Source organism: Variovorax sp. dw_308, assembly GCF_019207085.1.
In the GTDB taxonomy this organism is placed as follows: Bacteria; Pseudomonadota; Gammaproteobacteria; order Burkholderiales; family Burkholderiaceae_C; genus Variovorax.
This window is the reverse complement of sequence record NZ_JAATOM010000024.1, coordinates 61,096-85,855: the sequence shown is the minus strand read 5'-3', so window position 1 is coordinate 85,855 and position 24,760 is coordinate 61,096. Positions and strand designations below refer to the sequence as shown.

Genomic DNA, 24,760 nt, shown 5'->3' with positions numbered 1-24,760 from the left:
GCCGGTGGCCGGCGCCGATCCGCCCTCGCGCCAGCGCACCTCGCCACGCGCCAGTTCGAACTGCGCCAGCGGCTTGCCATTGCGCTCCAGCATGACGCGCCATTCCACCTTGTTGCGCAGGGGCTGCGGCCCCACGGCTGCCAATGCTGCGGACCCCATCAGCGTGCCGAGTTCGCCCGCTTCGCCGCGCGTGTAGGTCCGGCTCTCGCCATGCGGGCCGATCACCGTCATGCGGGTCCACTGGCCCAGCGCCGCGAAGGTCGGCGGCTCGCCGGCCTCCGTGCGCACCGGCGACGATGGGGCGGCCCCGGGAGCGATGCTCGCTGCAGCATTGGGAGCCGCCCCAGATGGGGACATGGCCTGCTTCGATGCGCCGGCCTGTAGCGGTGGGGGCGCCATGGCTGCTGGCGGCGTTGGCGCTGGCGCGGCGGCCGCGAATTCGTCGCGTGTGCGCGCATTGCGGCGGTCCGCAGCGGCCGCAGGCGCCGCACCGGAAAGCGCGCGTTCGTCCGCGCGCCGGGACCCGGTGGTCGGCGGCGCGACCGGCGAGGGGCTGGGTGGGCGAGCAGCGCCGGTTCCGGGGAAGGGGATCGGCACCGCCTTGCTGGCAATTTCCTGCGCCTCGCGCTCCGCCTCCTGCGCCTTTCTCAAGGCGGCCTCGATCTCGATGTCGCGCGCTGTCGGCTGCGGAAATGCCAGGCGCGCCGGGGGCTGCTCCGGCGGCAATTCACGCGCCGGAGACATGGTCGGCGGCAATGCGATTTGCGATCCACCTGCGCTGGCGGACGCATCCGCCGCTGGCGCGCTGGGCTCGTCCTTTGCGGCTGCAGGTGCGGCGGGGGCAGCAGGGGTAGCGGGCGCGACAGTACTCAAGGACGGGGCTGTGGGCGCCTGGCTGTCGAGCTGCGGGCCCGGCACGGGCTGACGCTGCCACAGCACACCCACGAGGACGGCGACCAGCACCGTCGCGAAGGCCGCGCGCCATGGCCCACGGGATTTGGCGGGTGCGCCCAAGCCGAGCAGTTGGCGCCACCAGGACCGGTCCAGCGACTCGGTCACCTCCGCGTCGCTCGGCCCGACGGCCTCGTGCGCCATCTGGCGAATGGTCCTGCGCAGGTGGAAACCGGGCACGGCGGCATGGTCCGGCGCGTTTTCAAGCGCACGGCGCAGTGCCGGATCGGGCAGGTCGTCGTCCTCGGGCATGGCGTACTTGTCGTTCATGTCGCGCGCCCCAGTGCAGACAGGTAGCGCTCCATGCAGACGCGCAGTTTCTGCAAGCCGTAGCGCAACCGGCTGCGCACGGTCTCGAAGCCGACGTCCAGGCTGAGGGACATCGCCTCGATGGTGAAGCCCTCCTCCTGCTGCAGCAGGAAGGCGGCGCGTTGTTCGTCTGGCAGTTCGTCCAGGCAGGCCAGCAGGCGGCGACCGGCCGCGCGCCAGAAGGCAATGTCCTCGGTGGATGGATGCTGCGCAGCATCGGCGCGCAGCACGCCGCGGCTGAACAATACGCCCGCCTCCAGCCCGTCGCCGTCCTCGTCGTGGGCATAGAACGACACCTCGCGGCCGCTCAGGCGGAGGCGATCCATTGCCAGGTTGTGCGCGAGGGTGAAGGCCCAGGTCCGCCAGCTGGCGCGCTCCGGCGAAAAACTCGCCCGCGCCTTGACGATCCGCTCCCAGGTTTCCTGGAACACCTCGTCGACCTCCGAGGACAGGCGCACGCCCATCAAGCGGCGCACGAACCGGTACAGCCCGCTCTCGTGGCGGGCGTACAACGCATCGAACGCGGTCCGGTCGCCACCGACGTAGGCAAGCATCAACTGGTCGTCCGGCACCGGGGCATCGGCGCTGGGGGCGTTTTCGGTGTTTTCGGCACGGACGGAGGAGACCGGTGGCATGAAGTGATTCTCACCCGGCCTTGTACGGACGGCGGGACCGGTCGGGGCTGCGGATATTTGTAACAAGCGATCCCCAGCACAAGCCGTCCGGGCAGGCTCCCCTCCGGGCTCGAGAGCCAAAGCCGCATCGACCCAAAAGGGGCTGCAAAGTCGGGCTATAATGCGAGGCTCGGCTCTTTAGCTCAGTCGGTTAGAGCGATGGAATCATAATCCACAGGTCCGCGGTTCGAATCCGTGAAGAGCCACCATCCAACAAAAGCCCGCTATCCATTTGGTAGCGGGCTTTTTGCATGGGTCTCGACCACCGGCGCGCCGGCCGGTCCAAGCTTTTTCGTAAGTAAACGTCACAAAACCCTTAAACTGTTGCAGGCAAGGGAGCGCGTCGCCTGCACGTCACTGGGTCGGGCACCCGGGGCAGCGAGCACACGCGATGGTCGTCCGGCTCACACGGACAGCAGTCAGTTGGTGTTTCAGAAGAAGAACCATGAAGTATTTGCTTTGGGCCCTTGCGCTGGCGTGCGCAGGCTCGGCGTCCGCCCAGGAGCGGATCTGGCGGTGCGGGAACGAATTCATCAACGACCCGCATATCGCGCGGCAGCGGGGGTGCAGGGATACCGGGCTGGGCAAGTCGTCGACGAAGCAGCCCTCGGCGATGACGGTGCCGGTCGATGACGATGGCCACTATCGGGTGCGGGGCACGGTCAACGGCCAGCCCGCGGTATTCCTGGTGGACACCGGCGCAACCTTCGTCGGCATCTCGGACGACCTCGCGCGTCGCGCCAACCTGCAAGGAGGCGCGCCGGTACAGTTCCAGACCGCCAACGGTGTCCAGGCCAGCCGCGTCGTCGAAGGCGTCAATGTGATGGCGGGGTCGCTCGGCGTGCCCAACGGCGTCAAGGTCGCTGTGGGCACAATCGGCCTGGGCAACGACGTCCTGCTCGGGCAGAGTTTCCTGTCGCACTTCGAGATCACGATGAACGGCAAGCAGATGGTGATTCGAAACAGGACTGACTGACACTGGCGCCAGGGAGGCGACGAAAAACATTCAAAACGGTTCACCCGATCCGGCACGGCGAACGGGAAATTACACCGAATACTCACGATGCAGCCAAGTCGTCCGAGAGGGTTGCTTCGCGCGGCGAGACTTGTGCCACTTCCCGCCACATCTGCCTTCGGAGGGCGCTGCGACTGACTTCCAGCAACCGCATCGCAATGCGTTCGCTTGCCCCCGCATGGGTAGCAACGAAGCTATCGTTGCGCCGGTTGCGAATCGCTTCATCGGCCGGGACGCGATAGAGCGAGGTTGCCTTCGGGACATAGGCAAACGTGTTTCGACAGGCGTAGAGATTCCACAGCACCCAGTCTTCCAGCGCGTCCAGATCTAGTTCAAATCCCCCGCGCTCGAGGTAAAGCCTGCGCTCGAACAAGAGCGACTGGATTGCGATGTAGTTGTAGTTGCGCAGGGCCCGGCCATCGAATGGCTGCCGATGTGCCGGATGCATCACATATGCAGCCTCACGATAGTGCTCCGATGGGGAGGATGGATAGTGGGTCAGCACCTCTATCGCCGGGGAATAAGCGGCTACGGCGCCGGGCGCCTCGCCCAGTGCCTGCGCAAGCACTTCGACGTGGTCTGCGAACAGCAGATCGTCATCGTCGAGAAACACACACCAGCGCCCTCGCGCTGCCGCAAGCCCCGCATTGCCTGCCGCTGACCGCCCCGCCTTGCCGATCGCGAAATAGCGAATCGTGCGTCCAGTCACGCTTGCCACCTCATCGACGATCGAGCGCAGCGACTCCGAACCGTCCTCCACGACGACATGCTCGATCTCCGGATAGGTCTGGTGTGCGACCGACAGCATGGCCTGGCGGAGAAATCGGTCTCGACCGCGATAGGTTCGCGTGATGACGCTCACTAGCGGGCGATTGGCTGGCAGCGGTCCCGATTCAACGAAAGCGCCATCGCGCACCCGCTCGTAGTCCCATCCGCGAAACGGGAATGCGCATTGGCTGGCCTTGCGTTGACACAGCACTGTGGGCGCCCTGGCCAGCAGACGCAGGAGGTTCTTGAACACGGCGCGTCGCGCGCCCGGGAAGGTTTGGGTCATTGCCAACAGGGCGAGTCCCATGCCGGGCACGTGGCGCAGGCTTTCGCGGCTGCCGTACTTCACGCGAAGGTAGAGGCTGGCAAAAGTGCTGCCCGTGAACTGCAGCGGCTTGACCTGGCCCGCCGACTCGTAGCTGTAGTGCATGACCACTGCTGCCGGGCAGTAGCGAAGCAAGCCGCCCCGCTGCCTCAAGCGATACGACAACTCCACGTCCTCGCCATACATGAACAGTGCAGGGTCGTAGCCTCCCGCCGCATCGAACGCGCTCCGGCGCAACAACACACACGCATGGCTGTTCCACGTGGTCGTTCCGGTCACAGGATCGTAGACCTTGGGGTGCTCGTATGGCTTCTGCCTGAACTCCCACGCGACGGCGCGCGCGGCGTCGGCTGCCGCCATCGCGACGACGCGAGACAGCGCATCAGGCACAAACTCGAGGTCGATGTTCGCCACCAGGCAGAACTCCGCCGAGCCGCCCGCGAGGCCGGCATTGTGCCCGGCCCCGAAGCCAAGGTTGGGGCGCTCGATCAAGTCGACCGTCATGCCGAGATGCCGCAGGCGCGGGAACACCTCCTGCAATCTGCACGGAGTGCCATCGGTCGACTGGTTGTCGACGAATCGCAGATGGATCCGGACTTTTGGATAGTCGAGCGCCTCCAGGCTGTCGACAAAACTGTCGATCCAGCGCTTGCTGTTGAACGTCACGACGCTCATGTCCACGCGCGGCCATTCCGCTGGCGCGGGGGCCGTCATCGGATCGGCGAATACAGGCCCCGAGGTCAACTCGTTGCGCTCATCGACGAGCGCATCGGATGCGGCCCGATTGAAGGCGTCGTCGGCCCTTGTCCCGGCTGCGAGAATCATCCGGCCTCGTATGCGCTCGACCATGCCGCGCGCCGCCCCTCGCGCTCTGGATCGCCAGCCTTTCAGGCGTTGCCCGGCATCGCGAAAGCGGCCGCGTGCGATCAATCCTGCGAGCCGTACGGGCGCGGTGATGCGCCAGGAACCACTGCGTCGAAGCGCTGCGACCTGTGCCGCCTGCGCATCTCGCTGGTCGGTCAACATTCGCACCTCTGCGTCGCGGATCGCGAGTTTTTCGTCCAGCAAGGCGGCCTGTTCGATCAGCGCATCGACGATGTCGGGCGCGGGGTTCGCCAATCGCTGGCTGCCTCCCTGCATTGCCGCCTGCTGTTCCAGTCGCTGCCCCAATATCTCGAAAATTTCTTGCGCGTGGTCGAGCGCCTCGGCGGCCCCGACGCCTTCAGCCAGTTCCCGAAGCGGTTCAGGCACTCGCGCACCGACCAGCAGCACGCCCAGCCCGTTGGCGTGCGTGAAAGCAAAGCCCGGGAATCGCGCAAGCAGTTCTTCCCATAGCCTGGACGCTCCGGCGTTGGAACGACGAACTTCAATGTTGCTCAACAACACGACGCTGCGGTCGGACAACTTGGGCAACCATGCCTCGAACGAAACCAAGGCCTCGTCACTGGCGTGCAATCGACCGATATGGAGCAGATCGACGCTGCCGTCGCGCAACCGCGTCAGCGCCTGCGCGTCCCCCTTGGGCACCGCAAAGGTACGCGTCGATAGCGCCTGTTCCGCGACAGCCTGACAAAAAGTGTTGAAGGCGTTGCCGGATCGGAGCCCGAGCTCCACAAGCACGGAAGGGCGTAATGCACCAACGACCCACGATGCGAAAGGTATGTGGCCGACCCACGCGCACGGCCAGACCAAGCGCGCAGGCTCGATCAGCGATGCCCTGTCGAGCAATTTCATTGTTCTCTCCCTGACTCGATCCGCAAGCGTCGTGCATGCCGGCTGCGGATCACTGGCAATCCAGAAACAGCAAGGCAAATGTGGCGCCGCTCTGCCTCCCTGAGCCGGCAATTCTCGTTTACAAATGCAGGCCGCAGAAGCGACGGGGCGCACTGGAAAGGGAATTTGGGTTCAGGCCAGACTTGCCGCGCCCTATCGTCGACGCAAGCCTCGGAACCGATGCACTGGGCGGGCGCGAGAGAGCGCCCGATTGGGGCCGGCTAGGAGTCCGCGCGGCAGAAGCGTGACGAACGCGTGATGGCTTGGTAGATTGCGATCCCATGCCCGCAAGCTACCTGCCCTATGAGCCGCAGCAGCAACGACTGCTTCCCGATGCACTGCAAGACTGGTTGCCCGAAGGGCACTTGGCGTATTTCATCAGCGACAGCGTCGACAGTCTTGATCTGAGCGCGTTCCACGCCCGGTATGCCAAGGGCGGCCCGCGCAACCAGCCGTTCCACCCAGCCATGATGGTCAAGGTGCTCATCTACGGCTACGCGACGGGCACCTTCAGCTCGCGCAAGCTGGCGGCCAAGCTCCATGAAGACCTTGCGCTGCGCGTGCTGGCCGCAGACAACTACCCCGCGCATCGCACGCTCTCGGACTTCCGGGCGCTGCACCTGGAGGAACTGGCCGCCCTGTTCGTGCAGGTGGTGCGCCTGGCGCGCGAGTGCGGCCTGGTCAAGCTGGGCACGGTGGCCGTGGACGGCACCAAGCTCAAGGCGAATGCGAGCCGTCACAAGGCCATGAGCTATGACCGCATGGTCAAGGCCGAGGCCGAACTCAAGGCGCAGATCGAGGGCCTGCTCAATCGCGCCAAGGCGGCCGACGACCTGGAGAAAAACGAGCCCGATCTGGACATTCCCGGCGAGATCAAACGCAGGACTGACCGGCTGGCCGCGATCACCGCGGCCAAGCTGCGGCTGGAGCAACGCCAGCGAGAAGCCGATGCGGCCCGCGGGCGCAGCAAGGACGATGAGCGCAAGCCCCGAGACAAGGATGGCAAGCCCAAGCGAGGCAGGCAATTCAGTCGCGACTTCGGCGTTCCCAAGGACAGCGCCCAGGAGAGCTTCACCGATCCGGACAGTCGCGTCATGAAACGCGCGGGCGGGGGCTACGACTACAGCTACAACGCCCACATCGCGGTGGACGAGACGGCGCAGATCGTGGTGGTCGCAGAGCTCACCAACAACGCGTCCGATGGTGAGCGACTGCCGGCGATGCTGGCGGGCGTGAAGGCCAACCTGGGCGAGGATGCCCGGCAGGTTCTGGCCGATGCCGGGTTCCGCTCGGAGGCCGTGTTCGAGCAGTTCAAGGATGGAGCGAGCGAGCTGATCGTGGCATTGGGCCGGGAGGGTAAGCAGGCGGTGGCGATCGACGCCGAAAAGTACCCACGCACCGCGGCGATGGAAGCCAAGTTCAAGACGCCAGAAACACAGGCGGCGTACCGAAAGAGGAAGTGGATCGTGGAGGCGCCCAACGGGTGGATCAAGAGCGTGCTGGGCTTCCGGCAGTTCAGCGTGCGGGGGCTGAAGAAGGTCGAAGCCGAGTTCAAGCTCGTGTGCATGGCGCTGAATCTGAGGAGGATGTGCGCATTGCGCGCTGCCTAAGAGGCATCGAAGGCCCAAAGGCACTCGCAGACAAGAACATCAGGGCGACTCGACAGTCGCATCAACGCTTGCGTTGGGGCGCTGGAGTCATTGAGTTGAAGGGCCACTTCGTGGCGACATAAATCGCGCGCCATCGCCGGCATCAAAACGTTCTGCCGCGCGGACTCCTAGGAGCCTCTAAAACGCTTGACCCGGCGTATGCGGGCCAGCCAGCGCCCTTTCAGGCGACCCTGCGCTCCGACGCCGCGCGGGCACCGACTCCCCCGCACCGAGCGCCATGTGCTCCGCCCAGCGGATGACCTCCAGCGCGCCATCGGCCTGCTCGGCCAGCGCCGTCAGGCTCTCGACCCAGTCACCGTCGTTGCAATAGAGGATGCCGTCGATGTCGCGCATCTCCGCATGGTGGATGTGCCCACAGACCACGCCCTGCACGCCCCGCTTGCGCGCCTCGCGCGCCACGGCGGTCTCGAAGTCGCCAACATAGCTCACCGCGCGCTTCACCTTCTGCTTGAGGTAGTTCGACAACGACCAATACGGCAAGCCCATGCGCGCGCGCAGCGAGTTGAGGTGCCGGTTCAGCTTGAGCGTGAATTCATAGAGCGAGTCGCCCACATGCGCCAGCCACTTGGCGCACTGGATGACGCCGTCGAACAGGTCGCCATGGATGATCCACAGCTTGCGACCGTCGGCGGTCTCGTGGATCCATTCCTCGGCCACCTCGATGCCGCCGAAGTTGTGGTTGAGGTACTTGCGCGCAAACTCGTCATGGTTGCCGGGAATGAAGATCACGCGGGTGCCGTTGCGGGCCTTGCGCAATAGCTTCTGCACCACGTCGTTGTGCGCCTGAGGCCAGTACCAGTGGCGGCGCAGTTGCCAGCCATCGATGATGTCGCCGACGAGGAACAGCGTGTCGCACTCGGTGTGCTTGAGGAAGTCGAGCAGAGCGCGGGCCTGGCAGCCGGGCGTGCCCAGGTGCAGGTCGGAGATCCACAGCGTGCGATAGCGCTGGCGCGGGCGGGTCGCCGCGTCGCTGTCGAGGTCGGGGGTGTCGCGCCATGCGCGCAGGAATGCGTCTTCTCTTTGCATGGACGGGTAGGTTCGCAGGACGGCGTGACGACGCCATGGCAATGGGGTGACACCCGCGTGACCGTGGGCATTCGGCCACACGACAATCCCGGCCTATGCGACCCGGCCAGATCATCGTTCTTGCGACCCCTGTCTTCTTCCTGCTGATTGCGATCGAGTTTGCCGTGGGCCGCGTGCGGGCGCGGCGCGGCACCGGGCAGGACACCTACCGGCTGGCCGATGCGGTCAACAGCATCGGCCTGGGCATGCTGAGCCAGATCACGACGGTGCTGACCGGGCTGCTGCGCATCGGCATCTACACGGCTGTCTACTCGTCCGTGGCCTTGTTCGACGCGGACTTCTGGATGCAGTGGTACGGCTGGCTGCTGGCGCTGGTGTTCTACGACCTCTGCTACTACTGGCTGCACCGCATGGGGCACGAGTCGGCCATCCTCTGGGCCGCGCATGTGGTGCACCACCAGAGCCAGCACTACAACCTTTCGACCGCGCTGCGCCAGACATCGAGCGGCGCGCTGCTCGGCTGGGTGTTCTACCTGCCGATGGCGGTGGCGGGCGTGCCGCCGCTGGTGTTCGGCGTGGTGGCGCTGGTCGACCTGCTCTACCAGTTCTGGGTGCACACCGAGCAGGTCGGCAAGCTTGGCTGGTTCGACCGCTGGTTCTGCTCGCCGTCCAACCATCGGGTGCACCATGCCGTCAATGACGAGTATGTCGACCGCAACTACGGCGGCATCCTCATCGTGTGGGACCGTCTGTTCGGCAGCTTCAAGGAGGAAGGCGAGCGCTGCGTCTACGGCACGCGCAGCCCGCTGCAGAGCTGGGACCCGCTGTGGGCCAATGCGGAGGTGTACTGGTCGCTCGCGAAGGATTCGTGGCATGCGCACAGTTGGGCCGACAAGCTGCGCGTGTGGATCAAGCCGCCGGGCTGGCGACCGGCGGACGTGGCGGCGCGCTTTCCGAAGAGCGACTTCGACATCGCGCAAGTGACGCGCTACGAGCCGCCCGTGTCGCGCGGCGTGCTGTGGTTCGCGGGGGCACAGTTTCTGCTGTTGCTGGGTGGGGTGGCGAGCTTCCTCTGGGTTTCGGATGCCATGCCGCTGGAGCGCAGCGCCGTGTGGCTGGCCGCCCTGACGGCCGCGCTGTGGGCGATCGGCGGCGTGCTGCAGGCGCGGTTGAGCGTGCTGGAAGTGTTGTACGTCGAAGCTGCCGCATTGGCGGCTGCGAGCGGCGTGCTGGCACTGGACGGGCTGCATGTGGTCTTCAAGCCGATGGCCTTGCTGCTGTTGATTGCGTTCGTGATCGTCCGCGCCCCGCGGGAGGGCGTTGTGACCAGGTTTCATGCCTGGTTGATCGCCGGCCTGGTCGCATCGCTGGCCGGTGACGTGCTGCTGATGTGGCCGCAGTTCTTCGTGCCCGGCCTCGTGTGCTTCCTGCTCGCGCACCTGGCGTACATCGCGCTGTTTCGCATGGGGGTCGGCCTGTTCCCGCGGCGGGTCGCGCTCGCGGCCACGCTGGCCGTCGGCGCCGCGATGTATGCGGTGCTCTGGTTTGGCGGATTGCCTGTTGCGTTGCGTGCGCCGGTCGGTCTCTATGTGATCGTCATTGCCTGCATGGCGGCGCAGGCGATCGGGCGCGCGACGGTGACCGCCGATGCGGCGGCGCGCTGGGTCGCGGTCGGCGCCTGCTTCTTCATGCTCAGCGACGCGCTGCTGGCGATGAATCGCTTCGTCACCCCGCTACCGCTGGCCTCACTGTGGGTGCTGGCGACGTATTACGCGGCGCAGATGCTGATCGTGCGGCACGCGCGACCCGTGTCTCAGCCGGCCGCTTGATCGGGGCAGCGCTGGATCTCCACTGTGGAATGCCGGATCTCCTCGTGCATCGAGAAGCAGGCCCGCACCTCGTCCGCGCTCAAGGTCGGTGAGTGCGTGACCGCGGCGACGGCGCAGACATAGGCGCCGCGGCCGACGCGCCAGACATGCAGGTCGGCCACGCGCGTCTCCCTGGCAGCGAGCGTGGGCTCGATGCCCTCGCGGATCTCGTCGACCACGGGGTCGCCCATCTCGCGATCGAGCCAGGCCCAGCCCTAGAGCCAGCCGCCGATCAGCGCGGCGAGGTGATCCACATCGCCAGCCGCGTGCCCCGCTCGGCGCGCATTTGTCGTCGGTGAAGCGATGGTCGCGGCGCCAGGCGCCCAGATCGTGGGTGTGCATGGGTTCAGGCCCCGAACATGTCGCCGTCTCGGGAAGGCGGCGCGACTCCCAGGTGCCGGTACGCCGCCAGCGTCGCAATCCGCCCGCGCGGCGTCCGCTGCAGGTAACCCTGCTGGATCAGGTACGGCTCGATCACGTCCTCGATGGTCTCGCGCTCCTCGCCGATGCTGGCCGCCACGTTGTCGAGCCCGACCGGGCCGCCGTCGAAGCGATGGATCACCGCTTCGAGCAACTTCCGGTCCATCAGGTCGAAGCCTTGCGGATCGACGTCCAGCATCGCCAGCGCCTTGTGCGCGATGTCCTCGGTGATGCGGCCGTCGCCCTTCACCTCCGCGTAATCGCGCACGCGCCGCAGCAGCCGGTTGGCAATGCGCGGCGTGCCGCGCGAACGGCGTGCGATCTCGAAGCCGCCGGCCTCGTCCATCGCCACCTTGAGCAGCCCGGCGCTGCGTCGCACGATGTGCGCCAGTTCCTCGGCCGTGTAGAACTCCAGCCGAGCCACGATGCCGAAGCGGTCCCGCAACGGGTTGGTCAGCATGCCGGCGCGCGTGGTGGCGCCCACCAGCGTGAACGGCTGCAGGTCGAGCTTGATGCTGCGCGCGGCCGGGCCCTCGCCGATCATGATGTCGATCTGGTAGTCCTCCAGCGCGGGATAGAGGATTTCCTCGACCACCGGGCTCAGGCGGTGGATCTCGTCGATGAAGAGCACGTCGTTGCGCTCGAGATTGGTGAGCAGCGCCGCCAGGTCCTTGGGCTTCTCGAGCACCGGGCCCGAGGTCTGGCGCAGGTTCACGCCCAGTTCGGCCGCGATGATGTGGCTCAGCGTGGTCTTGCCCAGCCCGGGCGGGCCGAACAGCAGCACATGGTCCAGCGCCTCTTCGCGCTTGCGTGCCGCGCCGATGAAGATCTCCAGTTGCTCCCGCACCTTGGCCTGGCCGACGTACTCCTGCAGCAGCTTGGGCCGCAGCGCCCGCTCGATCGCCTCCTCGTTCGGCGAAGCCGGGGCGGCGGAGACCACGCGTTGCGGGGCTGGGGCGAAATCATCGGTCTGGATGGTCATAAGGCATAGGGCGGATCCGGCAGTTTAGCCAGATGACTGGCTGGCAGAATGCCGTTCCAATAAGGGAGAGGATGGGAATGCTGCGTGTCGATCTATGAACTGAAACCGCGTTTTCAGGCCCTGCTGCGCCCGCTGGTGGTACGCCTGCGCGCATCGGGCGCCACGGCCAACCAGGTCACGCTGATCGCTTGCGCCATCTCCGTCGCGCTGGGACTCTGGCTTTTTTTCGCGCGACCTGCCGCAGCCGCGTTCGCGCTGGTGCCGATGTGGATGCTGATCCGCATGGCCTTCAACGCCATCGACGGCATGCTGGCGCGCGAGCACAACCAGCAATCCCGGCTCGGCGCCTTCCTCAACGAACTGACCGACGTGATCTCCGACGCGGCGCTGTACCTGCCCTTCGCGCTCGTCGCGCCGTTCAGCCCGTTCTGGGTCGGCACGGTGATCGTGCTCGCAGGCCTGAGCGAATTCGCCGGCGCGCTCGGCCCGACGGTCGGTGCCTCGCGCCGCTACGACGGCCCGCTGGGCAAGAGCGACCGGGCCTTCGTCTTTGGTGTGCTGGGCCTCTACGTGGCGCTCGGCTGGCCCATGCCCCAGCCGTTGTCGTGGCTTATGCCCTTGCTTGCCGCGGGCGTCGCGTGGACCATCGCGAATCGCGTCCGCCGTGCACTGGCCGAGCCCGCCTCACCGCAAGCAAAACCATGAGAATCCGGCCCGCCCGCTCCAGCACAACAAGATGACCACCCCACGCGCTGCCCAGGAGCAGCACTTCGCGACGCACGATGGCGTCTCCCTTTTCTACCGTCGCTGGCCGGCCACCGGCACAGTGCGCCGCGGGGCCATCGTCCTGTTCCACCGCGGCCATGAACATGGCGCCCGCATGGCGCATCTGGTCGATGAACTCGACCTGCCCGAATTCGACTTCTACGCCTGGGACGCGCGCGGCTACGGCAAGTCGCCTGGACAGCGGGGCTACAGCCCCAGCTTCGCCACCTCGGTGCGCGATGTGCAGACCTTCATCGACCACATCGGCCAGGCCTACGGCGTGCCGCCGCAAGACATCCATGTGATCGCGCAAAGCGTGGGCGCCGTGCTGGTCGCCACCTGGGCGCACGACTACGCGCCCAGGGTGCGCGGCCTCACGCTCGCCTCGCCGGCCTTCAAGGTCAAGTTGTACGTGCCCTTCGCGCGCGCCGGGCTGGGCCTGATGCACAAGCTGCGCGGCCTGTTCTTCGTCAACAGCTACGTCAAGGCCAGGTTCCTCACGCACGACCCGGAACGCATCGCCAGCTACGAAGCAGACCCGCTGATCTCCCGCCCCATCGCAGTGAACATCCTGCTCGGCCTCTACGAAGCGGCCGACCGCATCGTGGCCGATGCCAACGCGATCACGCAGCCGGTGCAACTGTTGATCTCCGGCGCCGACTGGGTGGTGCACCACAAGCCGCAGCATGAATTCTTCAAGCGCCTCGGCAGCGCCACCAAGACGAAGATGGAACTGCCCGGCTTCTTCCACGACACGCTCGGCGAGAAAGACCGCGCACCGGCTGTCGCCGCCATCCGCGCCTTCGTGCTGCAGTTGTTCGACCAGCCGCCGATGCGCGTCGACCGCCAGGACGCTCACCTGCGCGGCGACACCGCCGACGAATCGCGCGCGCTGGCCCAGCCCCTGTCCCCGATGTCGCCGCGTGGCGCGTACTGGGCGCTGACGCGCGCCGGCCTGCGCCTGGGCGGCACGCTGTCGAGCGGCGTCGCGCTCGGCCACCAGACGGGCTTCGATTCCGGCAGCACGCTGGATTACGTCTACCGCAACACGCCCCAGGGCAAGGGACCGCTCGGCCGCAACATCGACAAGACCTACCTGCAGTCCATCGGCTGGCGCGGCATCCGCCAGCGCAAGATCCACGTCGAGGAACTGCTGCGCGAGGCCATGGAGCGCCTGGCCGCGAAGCATCGCGACGTGCGGCTCATGGACATCGCCGCCGGCCACGGCCGCTATGTGCTGGACGCGGTGGCGGCGAGCCCGGTCAAGGTCGCCTCGGTCCTGCTGCGCGACTACAGCGACATCAATGTGCGGGACGGCCGCGCGCTCATTGCCGAGAAGGGACTTCAGGACATCGCGCAGTTCGTGCAGGCCGATGCGTTCGACCGCCTGAGCCTGGCCAGCGTCACGCCACGCCCGACGCTGGCCGTGGTGTCGGGCCTGTACGAGCTGTTCCCCGACAACGAGATGGTCTGCCGCTCGCTGGCCGGCGTCGGCGATGCGGTGGAAGACGGCGGCTACCTCGTCTACACCGGCCAGCCGTGGCATCCGCAGCTCGAGATGATCGCGCGGGCACTCACCAGCCACCGCCAGGGCCAGGCCTGGGTGATGCGCCGCCGCACGCAGGCCGAGATGGACCAGCTCGTCGAGGCCGCCGGCTTCCGCAAGATCACGCAGCGGGTCGACGAATGGGGCATCTTCACCGTCTCGCTGGCGGTCCGGACCGGGCCATGAGCCGCAACGCCGCGCGCCCCTGGAAACGCGCCGCGGCGTGGCTCGTGCTGCTCGGGCCGCTGTTCTATGCCGCCTACGGCTTCGCCAACTGGTGGGCCACCACACGCACCCATGTGCCGACTGCGGCTTTCGAATGGGAGCGGCAGATCCCGTTCTGGCCCTGGACGATCTTCCCGTACTGGACCATCAACGTCTTCTACGCGCTGTCGCTCTTCTTCGGGCGCAGCAAGCATGTGGTCGACCGGCATGCACTGCGGCTGCTGACCGCCACCGTCATTGCCGTCACCTGCTTCGTGCTGTGGCCGCTGCAATTCAGCTTCGGCCAGCCCCCGGTCGAGGGCGCGCCGGCCTACCTGTTCGATGCGCTGCGCGGCTTCGACAAGCCCTTCAACCAGGCACCGTCGCTGCACATCGCGCTGGCCGTCATCCTCTGGGACTGGTACCAGCGCCTGTTGAAGAATTCCTGGGCGCGAGGGGTGCTGCACCTGTGGACCTTCGCCATCTGCGCCTCGGTGCTGACCACCTGGCAACACCACTTCATCGACATTCCCACGGGCGCCCTGCTGGGACTGTTCTGCGTCTGGCTGTGGCCGCTGGAACGCGTGCCCTCCATGCCACGCGCGTGGATCCTCGCACGCGACCCGCAACGATGGAAGCTGGCCGCGATCTACGCCATCGGCGCAGCCTCATGCCTGGCCGCTGCCTTGCTACTCGGCGGCGGTGCGTTGTGGCTCGGCTGGCCCGCCGCCTCGCTGGCGCTTGTGGCACTCAACTACCTCGGCTTCGGCGCACGCGGGTTCCAGATGAACGCGCGGGGGCACATGGCATGGGCAGCGCGCTGGCTGCTGTTGCCCTACCGCGCCGGGGCGGGGCTCAACGCCATGATCTGGACGCGCAGGATGCGGGCTTCTTCCGAAGTCCTGCCGGGCCTCTGGCTCGGGCGCATTCCCGATTTCGTGGAATGGCTGGCCGCCGGAAAGCCGCGCATGGTCAGCCTCAGCGCCGAATTGCAGTTGCCTTCCGGCGCCGGCGCGCACTGCCTGCCGATGCTCGACCTGGTCGTGCCCTCCCCCGAGCACTTGCGCCGCGCCGCACTCATCATCGAAGCCCAGCATCGCGCGGGCGGAACGGTCTGGATCTGCTGCGCGCTGGGCTTCTCGCGCAGCGCCGCGTCCCTGGTCGGCTGGATCGCCGCGCATGCGCGCGATGCCAAGGTGGCGCAGGCGCTGGCCGACGCGGAGGAACTGGTGCGACAAACGCGCCCGCAGATCGTGCTGCGCCCGGCTTGGCGCACCGCGCTTGCGCAGGCCATCAGCGAGAACGACACGCATGACGCTTGACCCCCGATCCGGAACCGTCGTGAGATGAACGACAACGACCGCGCCCTCTGCGCCACCACGGCGAGCCTGCTGCATGCTGCCGGCGGCATTGCGGCGCTCGGCCTGGCGCTGAGCGGCATTGCGCTCGGCGTGCTCGCCCTCACGGCACGCTCGCTCTCGCTCACCTCCTGCATGGGCTTTGGCGCCGTCGCGATCATCGGCGTGCTCGAGCGCTACCTCGCACTGCGGCTACGGCTCGACGCCGGCCTGTTCGAGGGGCTCGCGCGCGGCAACATCGCATCGCTGAGCGCACTCGACAGCGCATTGGGGCGCATCGGCGTGCGCCAGTTGCCCGATGCTTCGCGCGCGCTGGCCGAGCGTGTGTTCGGCACGCGCCAGTTGCTGCAGCGGCACGGCATCACCGTCGCCTGCCAAGCCGCGATGTTCCTCCTGGCCTTGCTGACGCAGGACATGCAATGAACCACAAGAAGACAACGAACCAAAGGGAGAGGGATACATGAACGCATCCGTGCAAAGGGAAGGCCGCAAGTTCGCGGCCGCCGTCGCGGCGTGGCTGATCGTCGGCATCGCCAGGCTGCTCACCGGCGTGCGCGCCATCTGGAGCGGCGCCACGCCCAAGGCCGAGCAGACGCTCTACTTCGCCAATCACACCAGCCATGGCGACTTCGTGCTGCTCTGGGCCACGCTGCCGCCCGACTTGCGCGCCATCACGCGCCCGGTGGCGGGGCAGGATTACTGGCTCGCATCGAACGGTCGCCGCTTCGTCGGCGAACAGGTCTTCAACGCGCTGATGATCAAGCGCGATGGCTCCGCCGACGGCAGCAATCCGGTGCAGCAGATGGCCGATGCCCTGCACGCCGGCGACTCGCTCATCATGTTCCCCGAAGGCACGCGCAACATGGGCGACGACGTGCTGTTGCCACTCAAGAGCGGCCTCTACCACCTGGCGCGCGCCTGCCCCAACGTGCGGCTGGTCCCGGTGTGGATCGAGAACCTGAAACGCGTGCTGCCCAAGGGCACGCTGGTCCCGATTCCGCTGGCCTGCACGGTGCGCTACGGCACGCCGATCGCGCTCGTCGAGGGTGAGGACAAGAACAGCTTCATCGCGCGCGCACGGGCCGCGATGCTGGACCTGCGGCCGGAGTACGACCGGGAAGAGGCGGCGGCATGAGACATCCGGTGTCAACCCTCTTGAGAGATTTCGATCCGGCAGGCACTGGCATGGATCGCGGGATCGCAGGTGGTGCCGCCCGGCCTCGTACCCCGGCGCGTACCGCGAAGGCTTTCGAATGAACACCGCGTCCTCCACCCAGACCACGCTGACCCTCTTCGGCGGCGTGGCCTGCGTCCTGATCGTGGCCTCGGCCATCGGTGCGCTGCTCAAGTGGCGCGTCGCCAAGGGGTTGCCCAATGCCGTCATCGACAACCTGAACTCGCGCGTCAACGCGTGGTGGGTGATGGTCGCGGTCATCGGCCTGGCCTTCGCCTTTGGCAAGGGCGGCGTGATCGTGCTGTTCTATCTGATCTCGTTCTATGCATTGCGCGAGTTCATCAGCCTGGCCTACACGCGACGCGGCGACCACCATGCGATCGCACTCGCCTTCTTCGTGGCGCTGCCGGTGCAGTATTTCCTGATCTGGATCGACTGGTACGGCCTGTACGAGATCTTCATCCCCGTCTATGCATTCCTCGTGCTGCCCATCCTCGCGGCGATGGGCGGCGACACGCGGCGTTTCCTGGAACGCACCTCGAAGATCCAGTGGGGCCTGATGGTGTGCGTGTTCTGCATCAGCCACGTGCCGGCCTTGCTCACCCTGCCGATACCGGGCTTCGAAGACCGCAACCTGTTGCTGATCGCCTTCCTCGTGATCGTGGTGCAGGGCAGCGACGTGCTGCAGTACGTGTGGGGCAAGCTTTTCGGCAAGCGGAAGGTCGCGCCCGAGTTGTCGCCCTCCAAGACCTGGGAAGGCCTGATCGGCGGCGTGGCCAGCGCCACCGCCCTGGGCGCCGCGCTATCGTGGGCCACGCCGTTCACGCCCTGGCAGGCCGCATTGATGGCGCTGACGATCTGCGTGATGGGCTTCTTCGGCGGCCTCGTCATGTCGGCCATCAAGCGCGACCGCGGCGTCAAGGACTGGGGCACCATGATCGAAGGCCACGGCGGCATGCTCGACCGGCTCGATTCGGTGATCTTCGCGGCGCCGATCTATTTCCACGTGCTGCGGTACTGGTGGGTGCCCTGAAGCTGGACCCGCCGTGCGCGCCGAAGAGCCCATCCTCGAATGCGCAACCGCCGCGAAGTGGGCGGCCTGGCTGCAGCGCAACCATGCCAGGTCGACGGGCGCGTGGCTGCGGCTCGCAAAGAAAGGTGCCGAACGCCAGACCCTCAGCTACGCCGAAGCGCTCGACATCGCGCTGTGCCAGGGCTGGATCGACGCTCGCAGCCAGTCCGAGGGCGACCACTATTGGCTCAAGCGCTTCACGCCCCGGTCGTCGCGCAGCATCTGGTCGAAGATCAATTGCGACAAGGCCATGAAGCTGTTGCGGGCAGGCCGCATGCAGCCCGCCGGCCTGGCCGAGATCGACCGCGCGAAGTCGGACGGCCGATGGGACGCGGCCTACGACGGTGCCCGCACATCGACGGTGCCGCCCGACCTGCAAGCCGCGCTCGAGGCCGAACCGCGCGCCGCGGACTTCTTCGCCACGCTCGATTCAACCAATCGCTACGCCGTACTGTTCCGTACGCAGACCGCGAAGAAACCGGAAACACGGGCGAAGCGCGTCGCGCAATTCGTGGCGATGCTGGCTCGCGGCGAGAAGTTGCACCCGTGAGGAAGCGTGAAGATTTCGTAGCGAGGGCGCCGAGCTCAGGTCGAGCAGCACAGCCGCAGCAGAACGATTCGCACTTCCGGTGCGGACAAGCTACTTCGCCAGCGCCCGCAGCGCCAGCTTGATGCCCTCGCTCACGCCGACATCCTTCGGCAAGGCCTTGAGCGATGCCGCTGCCTCCTTGTCGCTGTAGCCCAGCGCCACCAGCGCCTGCAGGATGTCGGCCTGCGAGTCGCTGGCCGCGTGCGCGGGCAGCGCGATGTCGGCGCCCAGCTTGCCCTTGAGTTCGAGCAGCAGGCGCTCCGCCGTCTTCTTGCCGATGCCTGGAATCTTGACCAGGCGGCCCGTGTCCTGCAGCGTCACAACCTGCGCCAGTTCCGCCACGCTCAAGCCCGACAACACGCCCAGCGCCATGCGCGGCCCAATGCCCGAGATCTTGATCAATTGCCGGAACGCCATGCGCTCTTCCGGCGTGCCGAAGCCGTAAAGGATCTGCGCATCCTCGCGCACCACGAAGTGCGTCAGCAGCGACACCCGCGCGCCGGTCTGCGGCAGGTTGTAGAACGTGCTCATCGGCACATCGACTTCGTAGCCCACGCCGTTGCAGTCCACCACCACCTGCGGTGGATTGCGTTCGGCCAGCGTGCCGGTCAACTTGCCTATCATCGGAGCCCTTCTTCGTGCCTTTTCAAAAGATCCACTTTCAAATCAGGCCGAGACGCGAAGCGCCGCCGCAGACAGTGCTCCAGCACGGCAAGGCGGCGCGACAAAGTATCGGCCTGATTTGAAAGTGGATCGGAATTATCCCTTTGATCATTCGTCATACCTTCAAGCCGCTGAACAACACCCGCCTGAGCCATCTCTGCGGCCCGCTCGACGAGCACCTGCGCCGCATCGAGGAAGCGCTCGACGTGAAGGTCGCGCACCGCCACGAGCAGTTCAAGGTCGAAGGGTCCAAGGTCCAGGCCGAGCAGGCCATGGACGTGCTGCAGGCGCTCTACGAGATCGCCGACCGCGCCATCGACCCGGCCGTGGTCCAGCTCACGCTCGCCAGCGATTCAGGGATGACGGAAGACGGCGAGCCCGGCCCGATGCTCGTCACGCGCCGGGCCGACCTGCGCGCCCGCACCCCGACGCAGGCGACCTACCTGGAGAACATCGCGGCCCACGACATCACCTTCGGCATCGGCCCTGCCGGGACCGGCAAGACCTACCTCGCCGTGGCCTGCGCCGTCGACGCGCTGGAGCGCAGCGCCGTGCAGCGCATCGTCCTCACGCGGCCGGCGGTGGAGGCCGGGGAGCGGCTCGGCTTCCTGCCCGGCGACCTGTCGCAAAAGGTCGACCCCTACCTGCGCCCGCTCTACGACGCGCTTTACGACCTCATGGGTTACGACAAGGTGCAGAAGGCCTTCGAACGCAACGCCCTCGAGATCGCGCCGCTGGCCTTCATGCGCGGCCGCACCCTCAACAACGCCTTCGTGATCCTCGACGAGGCGCAGAACACGACGCAGGAGCAGATGAAGATGTTCCTCACCCGCATCGGCTTCGGCGCCAGGGCGGTGGTCACCGGCGACGTGAGCCAGATCGACCTCCCCAAGCACCAGCTCAGCGGGCTGATCGATGCGGAGCGGGTGCTCCGCCGCGTCAAGGGCATCGCGATCACGCGTTTCACCTCGGCCGACGTGGTGCGGCATCCGCTGGTGGCGCGCATCGTCGACGCCTACGGCAACCAGCGCAAGCGCGCCGACCCGCGATGAGCCTTCCTGCACTTTCGTTGTCCTTGCAGTTTGGCCGCTTCAAGGGCGTGGAGCGGCATCGCGCCGCCTTGCCGCGCCACAGTGTCACGCGCTGGATCCGCCACGCGCTCGACTGCGAAGGCGAACTCACGGTGCGCATCGTCGACGCCGACGAAGGCCAGCGCCTGAACCGCGAGTTCCGCGGCAAGGACTATGCGACCAACGTGCTGACCTTCGACTACGCGCAGAGCCCGCTCGTCATGGCCGATCTGGTGCTGTGCGCCCCGGTGGTCGCCCGCGAGGCGAAGGAGCAACGCAAGACCCTCGCCGCGCACTACGCGCACTTGCTGGTGCACGGCACCCTGCACGCGCAGGGCTGGGACCACGAAACCGGCGAGCAGGACGCCGAGGAGATGGAAGCGCGGGAGATCGAGATCCTCGCCGGCCTCGGCGTCAAGAACCCATACTGAAGCGCTGACCCACTACGCCATCTGCAGCGGAATCGTCACCGGCCCGTCATTGACCAGGTGCACCTGCATGTCGGCGCCAAACTCACCCGTCGCGACCTGCGGATGTCCCGCCCGCGCCTTCGCCACGAAGTAGTCGTACAGGCGCTTCCCCTCGTCCGGCGGCGCCGCCTGCGTGAAGCTCGGCCGGTTCCCGCCGCTCACATCGGCCGCCAGCGTGAACTGGCTGACGATGAGCAGGCCGCCGCCCACGTCCTGCACGCTGCGATTCATCTTGCCGGCCTCATCGGAAAAGATGCGCAGCTTCAGTATCTTGGCCAGCAAGCGATCCGCCACCGCATCGCCATCGCCACGCTCGGCGCAGACCAGCACGAGCAGGCCGCCGTCGATCCGTCCCACGGTCTGTCCGGCGATGTCGACCCGCGCCTCGCGCACTCGCTGCAGCAAGGCCTTCATCCAGCGGATTCCTCGACCCTCGTGGTCCGCGCTTCCATGCCGAGCGGCAACAGCTGGATCGTCACGCGCAGCCCGGGCACCGCGTCCATGAGCGCCTGCTCGAGCCGATCGCGCAGGTCCGCCGCACGCTGCAGCGACCAGTCGCCAGGCACATGCATGTGGAGATCGGCAAAGCGGCGCTGGGCCGCTCCGCGCGTCACGATGTCGTCGAAGCGCAGCTGCGCACCCTCGGGCGCCGTGGCCTTGAAGCGATCGAGCGTGGCCATCAACGCGGCCTGCGAATCGGCATCGAGCGCCTCGTCCATCAGGCCCTGGGAGGAACGCCAGACGAGCCTCACCCCCTCCCGCACGATGTTGAGCGCCACGCCGATCGCCAGCAGCGGGTCGAGCCAAAGCCAGCCGGTGAAATGCACGGCCACGATGCCGATCACCACGGCAGCCGAGGTCCACACATCCGCCAGCAGATGCCGGGCGTCGGCGTCGAGCGCGACGGAGCGGTGCGCCCGCGCCGCCCGGAACAAGGCCCAGGCCAAGGCCCCGTTGAACCCCGAGCTGACGATCGACAGCCCCAGGCCCCAGCCAACTTGCTCGACCGGCTGCGGCGCCAGCAGTCGTTGCACCGAGACCCAGAGGATCGCCAGCGCCGCGCCGACGATCAGCACGCCTTCGAATCCGGAGGAGAAGTACTCGGCCTTGTGATGGCCATAAGGATGATCCGCATCCGCCGGACGTACTGCAATGGTCACCATCGCCAGCGCAAACATCGCGCTCGCCAGGTTCACGAACGACTCCATCGCATCCGAGATCAGGCCCATCGAATTCGTGAGGTAGCCAGCCAGCCCCTTGAGGACGATGGTGAGCAAAGCCACTGCGATCGACCAGCGCAGCCACGCAGCCGGGCTCAGCGGCGCGGACGCGGAAGTTGCGGGGAAATGGGAGTCGTTGGAGGGCACGGGAAGCGAAACGAGGCCTCGAGGCGTTGATTATGTCCGGCGACAGACCGCCCCAAGGTCGCGTACCATCGACGGATATAGAAGCTCGATGAACAGAGAGAAGGGGGTATTTCATGAATATAAGAACTGGCTTGGCCTTGTTCGCACTGGTTTGCGCAACGGCCACCGCCTCGGCACAGACGCCAGCCGCGCCAGCCGCGCCAGCCGCGCCAGCCGCGCCGGCCACGCCCGCCGCGCCAACGCCCGCCACACCCACACATGCCGGCTTTGTCAAGAACTTGCGCGGCGACGTCAAGCTGCTCGACGCCAATGGCGTGATGCGCGCCGCCCGCACCGGCGATGAGGTGTCGCCCGTCGAGCGCGTGGTCACCGGGCCTGACTCCGGCGCCAGCGTGGTCCTGCGCGATGGAACCGTGCTCGTGATCGGCCCGTCATCGCGGCTCGATCTCAAGGGCTTCAGCTACGAATCGACCACGCAGGATGGCAACGTACTGGTTGCGCTGCTGCGCGGCTCGCTTCGAATGATCACCGGCCTGATCGGCAAGTCGCATCCCGATGCGGTTCGCATCGAAACCCAGACCGCGACCATCGGCATCCGGGGCACCGACTTCATCGTCGAGGTGGAGCCCCAATGATCCAAGGTCGAATCAGTCTTTGCCTTGCCGCCTGCTGCGCGCTCTTGCTCGCCGCCTGCTCCACGCCGGGAACCCGCGTCGTGCTGCTGCCCCAGGAAGACGGCACGCCCTCGGCCGTGGTCGTGGCGTCGAAGGGTGGCGAGAAAGTATTGGGCAAGCCCTTTGAACGTGCCGAGGCGCCACTGAGCGCCAGCGGCCCTCCCGTGGTCGACCAGGCCGACCCGGCGAAAGTCCGCAAGGCCAACGGCACGCTGTTCGACATGGCGCCGCCCAAGGCCCAGCGCTACACCCTCTACTTCGAGGCGGGCGGCACCGCGCTGGCGGCGGCGTCGCAGCAGGACTTGCAGGACCTGCTGGTTGCCGCGGTCGCCCGCAGCGGTGGCGACATCGTGGTCACCGGCCACACCGACACCACCGGCGCGGCCGCCCAGAACGACACGCTATCGCTCCAGCGCGCATCGCAGGTGCGCGACATGCTCATCGCGCGCGGATTCCCGCCAAACCGTGTCGAGGCTGCAGGCCGCGGCTCGCGCGACCTGGCCGTGCAAACCGGCCCCGACGTGGACGAACCGCGCAACCGGCGCGTGACGGTCGTCGTTCGCTAAGGGCTGTCCTCGCAGACCCCGGCCTGCGGCGGTCGCCGCTCTTGAGTCGATGTGGCTTCGCCATCTCGACTCAATCGCCCGCGGGGGCGGGGCCGGGCACCGCCCGGTCCTGTGGGCCTCTCGGGTCGGTGCGCCTTCGCCAGTCGACCCGGCCTCCTGGCCGGGCGCGACCCAGGGCCGGGCTCAACTCAGCAGGACCCGCGCGAACTTCCGCTTGCCCACCTGCAGCACATAGTTGCCAGCGGGCAGCTTCAGGCCCTTGTCACTGATCACGGTCGAATCGACGCGGACCCCGCCGCCATCGATCATGCGATTGCCCTCGCCGTTCGATTCCACCAGCCCGGCCTGCTTCAGCAATTGGGCGATGCCGATCGGCGCGCCTGTCACCGTCCGCTGCGGGATCTCGTCTGGGATGCCGCCCTTGCTGCGATTGTTGAAATCCTGCTCGGCCGCATCGGCAGCGGCGGCGCTGTGAAACCGGGCGGTGATCTCCTTGGCCAACGCCACCTTGGCGTCCTTCGGGTTCCGCCCGGCCTCGACCTCGGCCTTCAGCGCCTCGATTTCCGCAAGCGACCTGAAGCTCAGGAGCGTGTACCAGCGCCACATCAGCACGTCAGAAATCGACAGCACCTTGGCGTACATCGTCGAAGCGTCTTCGCTGATACCAATGTAGTTGTTCTTGCTCTTGGACATCTTCTCGACGCCGTCAAGCCCTTCCAGCAAAGGCATGGTGAGTATGCACTGCGGCTCTTGCCCGTATTCCTGCTGCAGGTGACGCCCGACCAGCAGGTTGAACTTCTGGTCGGTGCCACCGAGTTCCAGGTCGGACTTGAGCGCCACCGAGTCGTAGCCCTGCATCAGCGGATACAGGAATTCATGCACCGAGATCGACTGGCCGGCCTTGAAGCGCTTGTTGAAATCGTCGCGCTCCATCATCCGGGCCACGGTGTACTTGGCCGCCAACTGGATCATGCCGCGGGCGCCCAGCGGGTCGCTCCATTCGGAGTTGTAGCGAATCTCGGTCCTGTCCGGGTCCAGCACCATGCTGGCTTGGCGATAATAGGTTTGCGCGTTGGCCTCGATCTGTTCGCGTGTCAGCGGCGGGCGCGTGCTGTTGCGGCCGGAGGGGTCGCCGATGGTCGTGGTGAAGTCGCCGATCAGGAAGATCACCGTGTGCCCGAGATCCTGCAACTGGCGCATCTTGTTCAGTACGACGGTATGGCCGATGTGGATGTCGGGGGCCGTCGGATCGAGGCCGAGCTTGATGCGCAGCGGCTGGCCGGTCGCTTCGGAACGCTGGAGCTTGCGGATCCACTCGTCCTGCGGCAAGAGCTCGTCAGCGCCGCGCAGGGACACTTCAAGCGCCTGTCCTACACCTTTGGACAGACTTGTGGATGTAACAGAATTGGCATTCATTGGATTTTTACGGCTGTCTTGAGTACTGCCGAAGCTATACTCAGC

At 66.7% G+C, this 24,760-nt stretch carries 24 protein-coding genes and 1 tRNA gene; 15 read left to right on the top strand and 10 right to left on the bottom strand.

Features of this window, described 5'->3' with window-relative positions:
• Both HCU76_RS30385 and HCU76_RS30380 read right to left on the bottom strand, forming a co-directional pair.
• A partial coding sequence (locus HCU76_RS30385; protein ID WP_218511314.1) for a hypothetical protein occupies nucleotides 1–1,221 on the bottom strand: 1,221 nt, incomplete at its 3' end.
• Complete coding sequence (locus HCU76_RS30380; protein WP_213957369.1) at nucleotides 1,218–1,895, bottom strand: sigma-70 family RNA polymerase sigma factor; 678 nt, start codon at nucleotides 1,893–1,895, stop codon at nucleotides 1,218–1,220. The genes HCU76_RS30385 and HCU76_RS30380, both read right to left, overlap by 4 nt.
• Before the next feature lie 171 nt (nucleotides 1,896–2,066).
• Here HCU76_RS30380 and HCU76_RS30375 point away from each other — a divergent pair.
• Both HCU76_RS30375 and HCU76_RS30370 read left to right on the top strand, forming a co-directional pair.
• Nucleotides 2,067–2,143: transfer RNA gene (locus HCU76_RS30375), tRNA-Met, on the top strand.
• 236 nt (nucleotides 2,144–2,379) lie between these two features.
• Nucleotides 2,380–2,910, top strand: coding sequence for a TIGR02281 family clan AA aspartic protease (locus HCU76_RS30370; protein ID WP_213957370.1), 531 nt, complete (start codon nucleotides 2,380–2,382; stop codon nucleotides 2,908–2,910).
• An 82-nt stretch (nucleotides 2,911–2,992) separates the two neighbouring features.
• Here HCU76_RS30370 and HCU76_RS30365 read toward each other — a convergent pair whose 3' ends face one another.
• Nucleotides 2,993–5,776, bottom strand: coding sequence for a glycosyltransferase (locus HCU76_RS30365; RefSeq protein ID WP_213957371.1), 2,784 nt, complete (start codon nucleotides 5,774–5,776; stop codon nucleotides 2,993–2,995).
• Nucleotides 5,777–6,096: 320 nt separating this feature from the next.
• Here HCU76_RS30365 and HCU76_RS30360 point away from each other — a divergent pair, with 320 nt between their 5' ends.
• Nucleotides 6,097–7,425 carry an IS1182 family transposase gene (locus HCU76_RS30360; RefSeq protein ID WP_213957372.1) on the top strand — a complete coding sequence of 443 codons (1,329 nt, stop codon included), beginning with the start codon at nucleotides 6,097–6,099 and terminating at the stop codon, nucleotides 7,423–7,425.
• A 177-nt stretch (nucleotides 7,426–7,602) separates the two neighbouring features.
• Here the strand turns inward: HCU76_RS30360 and HCU76_RS30355 are convergent, their stop codons facing one another.
• Nucleotides 7,603–8,511, bottom strand: a complete 909-nt coding sequence (locus HCU76_RS30355) for a UDP-2,3-diacylglucosamine diphosphatase (RefSeq protein WP_213957373.1) — start codon at nucleotides 8,509–8,511, stop codon at nucleotides 7,603–7,605.
• Nucleotides 8,512–8,606: 95 nt separating this feature from the next.
• Between HCU76_RS30355 and HCU76_RS30350 the strand changes: the two genes are divergently transcribed.
• Nucleotides 8,607–10,340, top strand: coding sequence for a lysoplasmalogenase family protein (locus HCU76_RS30350; RefSeq protein ID WP_213957374.1), 1,734 nt, complete (start codon nucleotides 8,607–8,609; stop codon nucleotides 10,338–10,340).
• Here the strand turns inward: HCU76_RS30350 and HCU76_RS30345 are convergent.
• Nucleotides 10,325–10,570, bottom strand: a complete 246-nt coding sequence (locus HCU76_RS30345; RefSeq protein ID WP_256354587.1) for a hypothetical protein — start codon at nucleotides 10,568–10,570, stop codon at nucleotides 10,325–10,327. The genes HCU76_RS30350 and HCU76_RS30345 overlap by 16 nt on opposite strands.
• Nucleotides 10,571–10,725: 155 nt before the next feature.
• Complete coding sequence (gene ruvB / locus HCU76_RS30340) at nucleotides 10,726–11,781, bottom strand: Holliday junction branch migration DNA helicase RuvB (RefSeq protein WP_213957375.1); 1,056 nt, start codon at nucleotides 11,779–11,781, stop codon at nucleotides 10,726–10,728.
• Between the two features lie 84 nt (nucleotides 11,782–11,865).
• Between ruvB and HCU76_RS30335 the strand changes: the two genes are divergently transcribed.
• The 7 genes from HCU76_RS30335 to HCU76_RS30305 all read left to right on the top strand — a co-directional run bounded on the left by HCU76_RS30335 (nucleotide 11,866) and on the right by HCU76_RS30305 (nucleotide 18,450).
• Nucleotides 11,866–12,486, top strand: a complete 621-nt coding sequence (locus HCU76_RS30335; RefSeq protein ID WP_213957376.1) for a CDP-alcohol phosphatidyltransferase family protein — start codon at nucleotides 11,866–11,868, stop codon at nucleotides 12,484–12,486.
• Between the two features lie 31 nt (nucleotides 12,487–12,517).
• Nucleotides 12,518–14,278 carry a bifunctional alpha/beta hydrolase/class I SAM-dependent methyltransferase gene (locus HCU76_RS30330; RefSeq protein ID WP_213957377.1) on the top strand — a complete coding sequence of 587 codons (1,761 nt, stop codon included), beginning with the start codon at nucleotides 12,518–12,520 and terminating at the stop codon, nucleotides 14,276–14,278.
• Complete coding sequence (locus HCU76_RS30325; RefSeq protein ID WP_213957378.1) at nucleotides 14,275–15,618, top strand: phosphatase PAP2/dual specificity phosphatase family protein; 1,344 nt, start codon at nucleotides 14,275–14,277, stop codon at nucleotides 15,616–15,618. The genes HCU76_RS30330 and HCU76_RS30325 overlap by 4 nt, the downstream gene beginning before the upstream one ends.
• A gap of 24 nt (nucleotides 15,619–15,642) precedes the next feature.
• On the top strand, nucleotides 15,643–16,077 hold the full coding sequence (locus tag HCU76_RS30320; RefSeq protein WP_213957379.1) for a hypothetical protein: 435 nt from the start codon (nucleotides 15,643–15,645) through the stop codon (nucleotides 16,075–16,077).
• A gap of 37 nt (nucleotides 16,078–16,114) precedes the next feature.
• Complete coding sequence (locus HCU76_RS30315) at nucleotides 16,115–16,789, top strand: 1-acyl-sn-glycerol-3-phosphate acyltransferase (RefSeq protein ID WP_213957380.1); 675 nt, start codon at nucleotides 16,115–16,117, stop codon at nucleotides 16,787–16,789.
• 118 nt (nucleotides 16,790–16,907) lie between these two features.
• Complete coding sequence (locus HCU76_RS30310; RefSeq protein ID WP_218511313.1) at nucleotides 16,908–17,861, top strand: phosphatidate cytidylyltransferase; 954 nt, start codon at nucleotides 16,908–16,910, stop codon at nucleotides 17,859–17,861.
• 13 nt (nucleotides 17,862–17,874) lie between these two features.
• A complete protein-coding gene (locus HCU76_RS30305) occupies nucleotides 17,875–18,450 on the top strand; it encodes a YdeI/OmpD-associated family protein (protein ID WP_218511312.1) in 576 nt (191 codons plus the stop codon).
• Nucleotides 18,451–18,540: 90 nt separating this feature from the next.
• On the opposite strand, the gene ruvA is transcribed toward HCU76_RS30305, so the two are convergent.
• Nucleotides 18,541–19,113 (bottom strand): Holliday junction branch migration protein RuvA, encoded by a 573-nt coding sequence (gene ruvA, locus HCU76_RS30300; protein WP_213957383.1) that lies wholly within the window; start codon nucleotides 19,111–19,113, stop codon nucleotides 18,541–18,543.
• A 143-nt stretch (nucleotides 19,114–19,256) separates the two neighbouring features.
• Here ruvA and HCU76_RS30295 point away from each other — a divergent pair, with 143 nt between their 5' ends.
• Together HCU76_RS30295 and ybeY are read left to right on the top strand one after the other, a co-directional pair.
• Nucleotides 19,257–20,204 (top strand): PhoH family protein, encoded by a 948-nt coding sequence (locus HCU76_RS30295; protein WP_218511311.1) that lies wholly within the window; start codon nucleotides 19,257–19,259, stop codon nucleotides 20,202–20,204.
• The gene (gene ybeY, locus HCU76_RS30290; RefSeq protein ID WP_213957385.1) at nucleotides 20,201–20,653 is read left to right on the top strand and encodes an rRNA maturation RNase YbeY; all 453 of its coding nucleotides are present in this window, start codon (nucleotides 20,201–20,203) and stop codon (nucleotides 20,651–20,653) included. Before HCU76_RS30295 ends, ybeY begins: the two co-directional genes overlap by 4 nt.
• Before the next feature lie 12 nt (nucleotides 20,654–20,665).
• Here ybeY and dtd read toward each other — a convergent pair whose 3' ends face one another.
• Nucleotides 20,666–21,106, bottom strand: a complete 441-nt coding sequence (dtd, locus tag HCU76_RS30285) for a D-aminoacyl-tRNA deacylase (protein WP_213957386.1) — start codon at nucleotides 21,104–21,106, stop codon at nucleotides 20,666–20,668.
• A complete protein-coding gene (locus tag HCU76_RS30280) occupies nucleotides 21,103–22,059 on the bottom strand; it encodes a cation diffusion facilitator family transporter (protein ID WP_371319929.1) in 957 nt (318 codons plus the stop codon). Before HCU76_RS30280 ends, dtd begins: the two co-directional genes overlap by 4 nt.
• Nucleotides 22,060–22,172: 113 nt before the next feature.
• Here HCU76_RS30280 and HCU76_RS30275 point away from each other — a divergent pair, with 113 nt between their 5' ends.
• Nucleotides 22,173–22,694 carry a FecR domain-containing protein gene (locus HCU76_RS30275; protein ID WP_218511310.1) on the top strand — a complete coding sequence of 174 codons (522 nt, stop codon included), beginning with the start codon at nucleotides 22,173–22,175 and terminating at the stop codon, nucleotides 22,692–22,694.
• Nucleotides 22,691–23,299, top strand: coding sequence for an OmpA family protein (locus tag HCU76_RS30270; RefSeq protein WP_213957388.1), 609 nt, complete (start codon nucleotides 22,691–22,693; stop codon nucleotides 23,297–23,299). Before HCU76_RS30275 ends, HCU76_RS30270 begins: the two co-directional genes overlap by 4 nt.
• Before the next feature lie 183 nt (nucleotides 23,300–23,482).
• On the opposite strand, the gene tyrS is transcribed toward HCU76_RS30270, so the two are convergent.
• Nucleotides 23,483–24,715: a tyrosine--tRNA ligase gene (tyrS, locus tag HCU76_RS30265; RefSeq protein WP_213957389.1), complete on the bottom strand. Its 1,233-nt coding sequence runs from the start codon at nucleotides 24,713–24,715 to the stop codon at nucleotides 23,483–23,485.
• Nucleotides 24,716–24,760 lie beyond the last annotated feature (45 nt).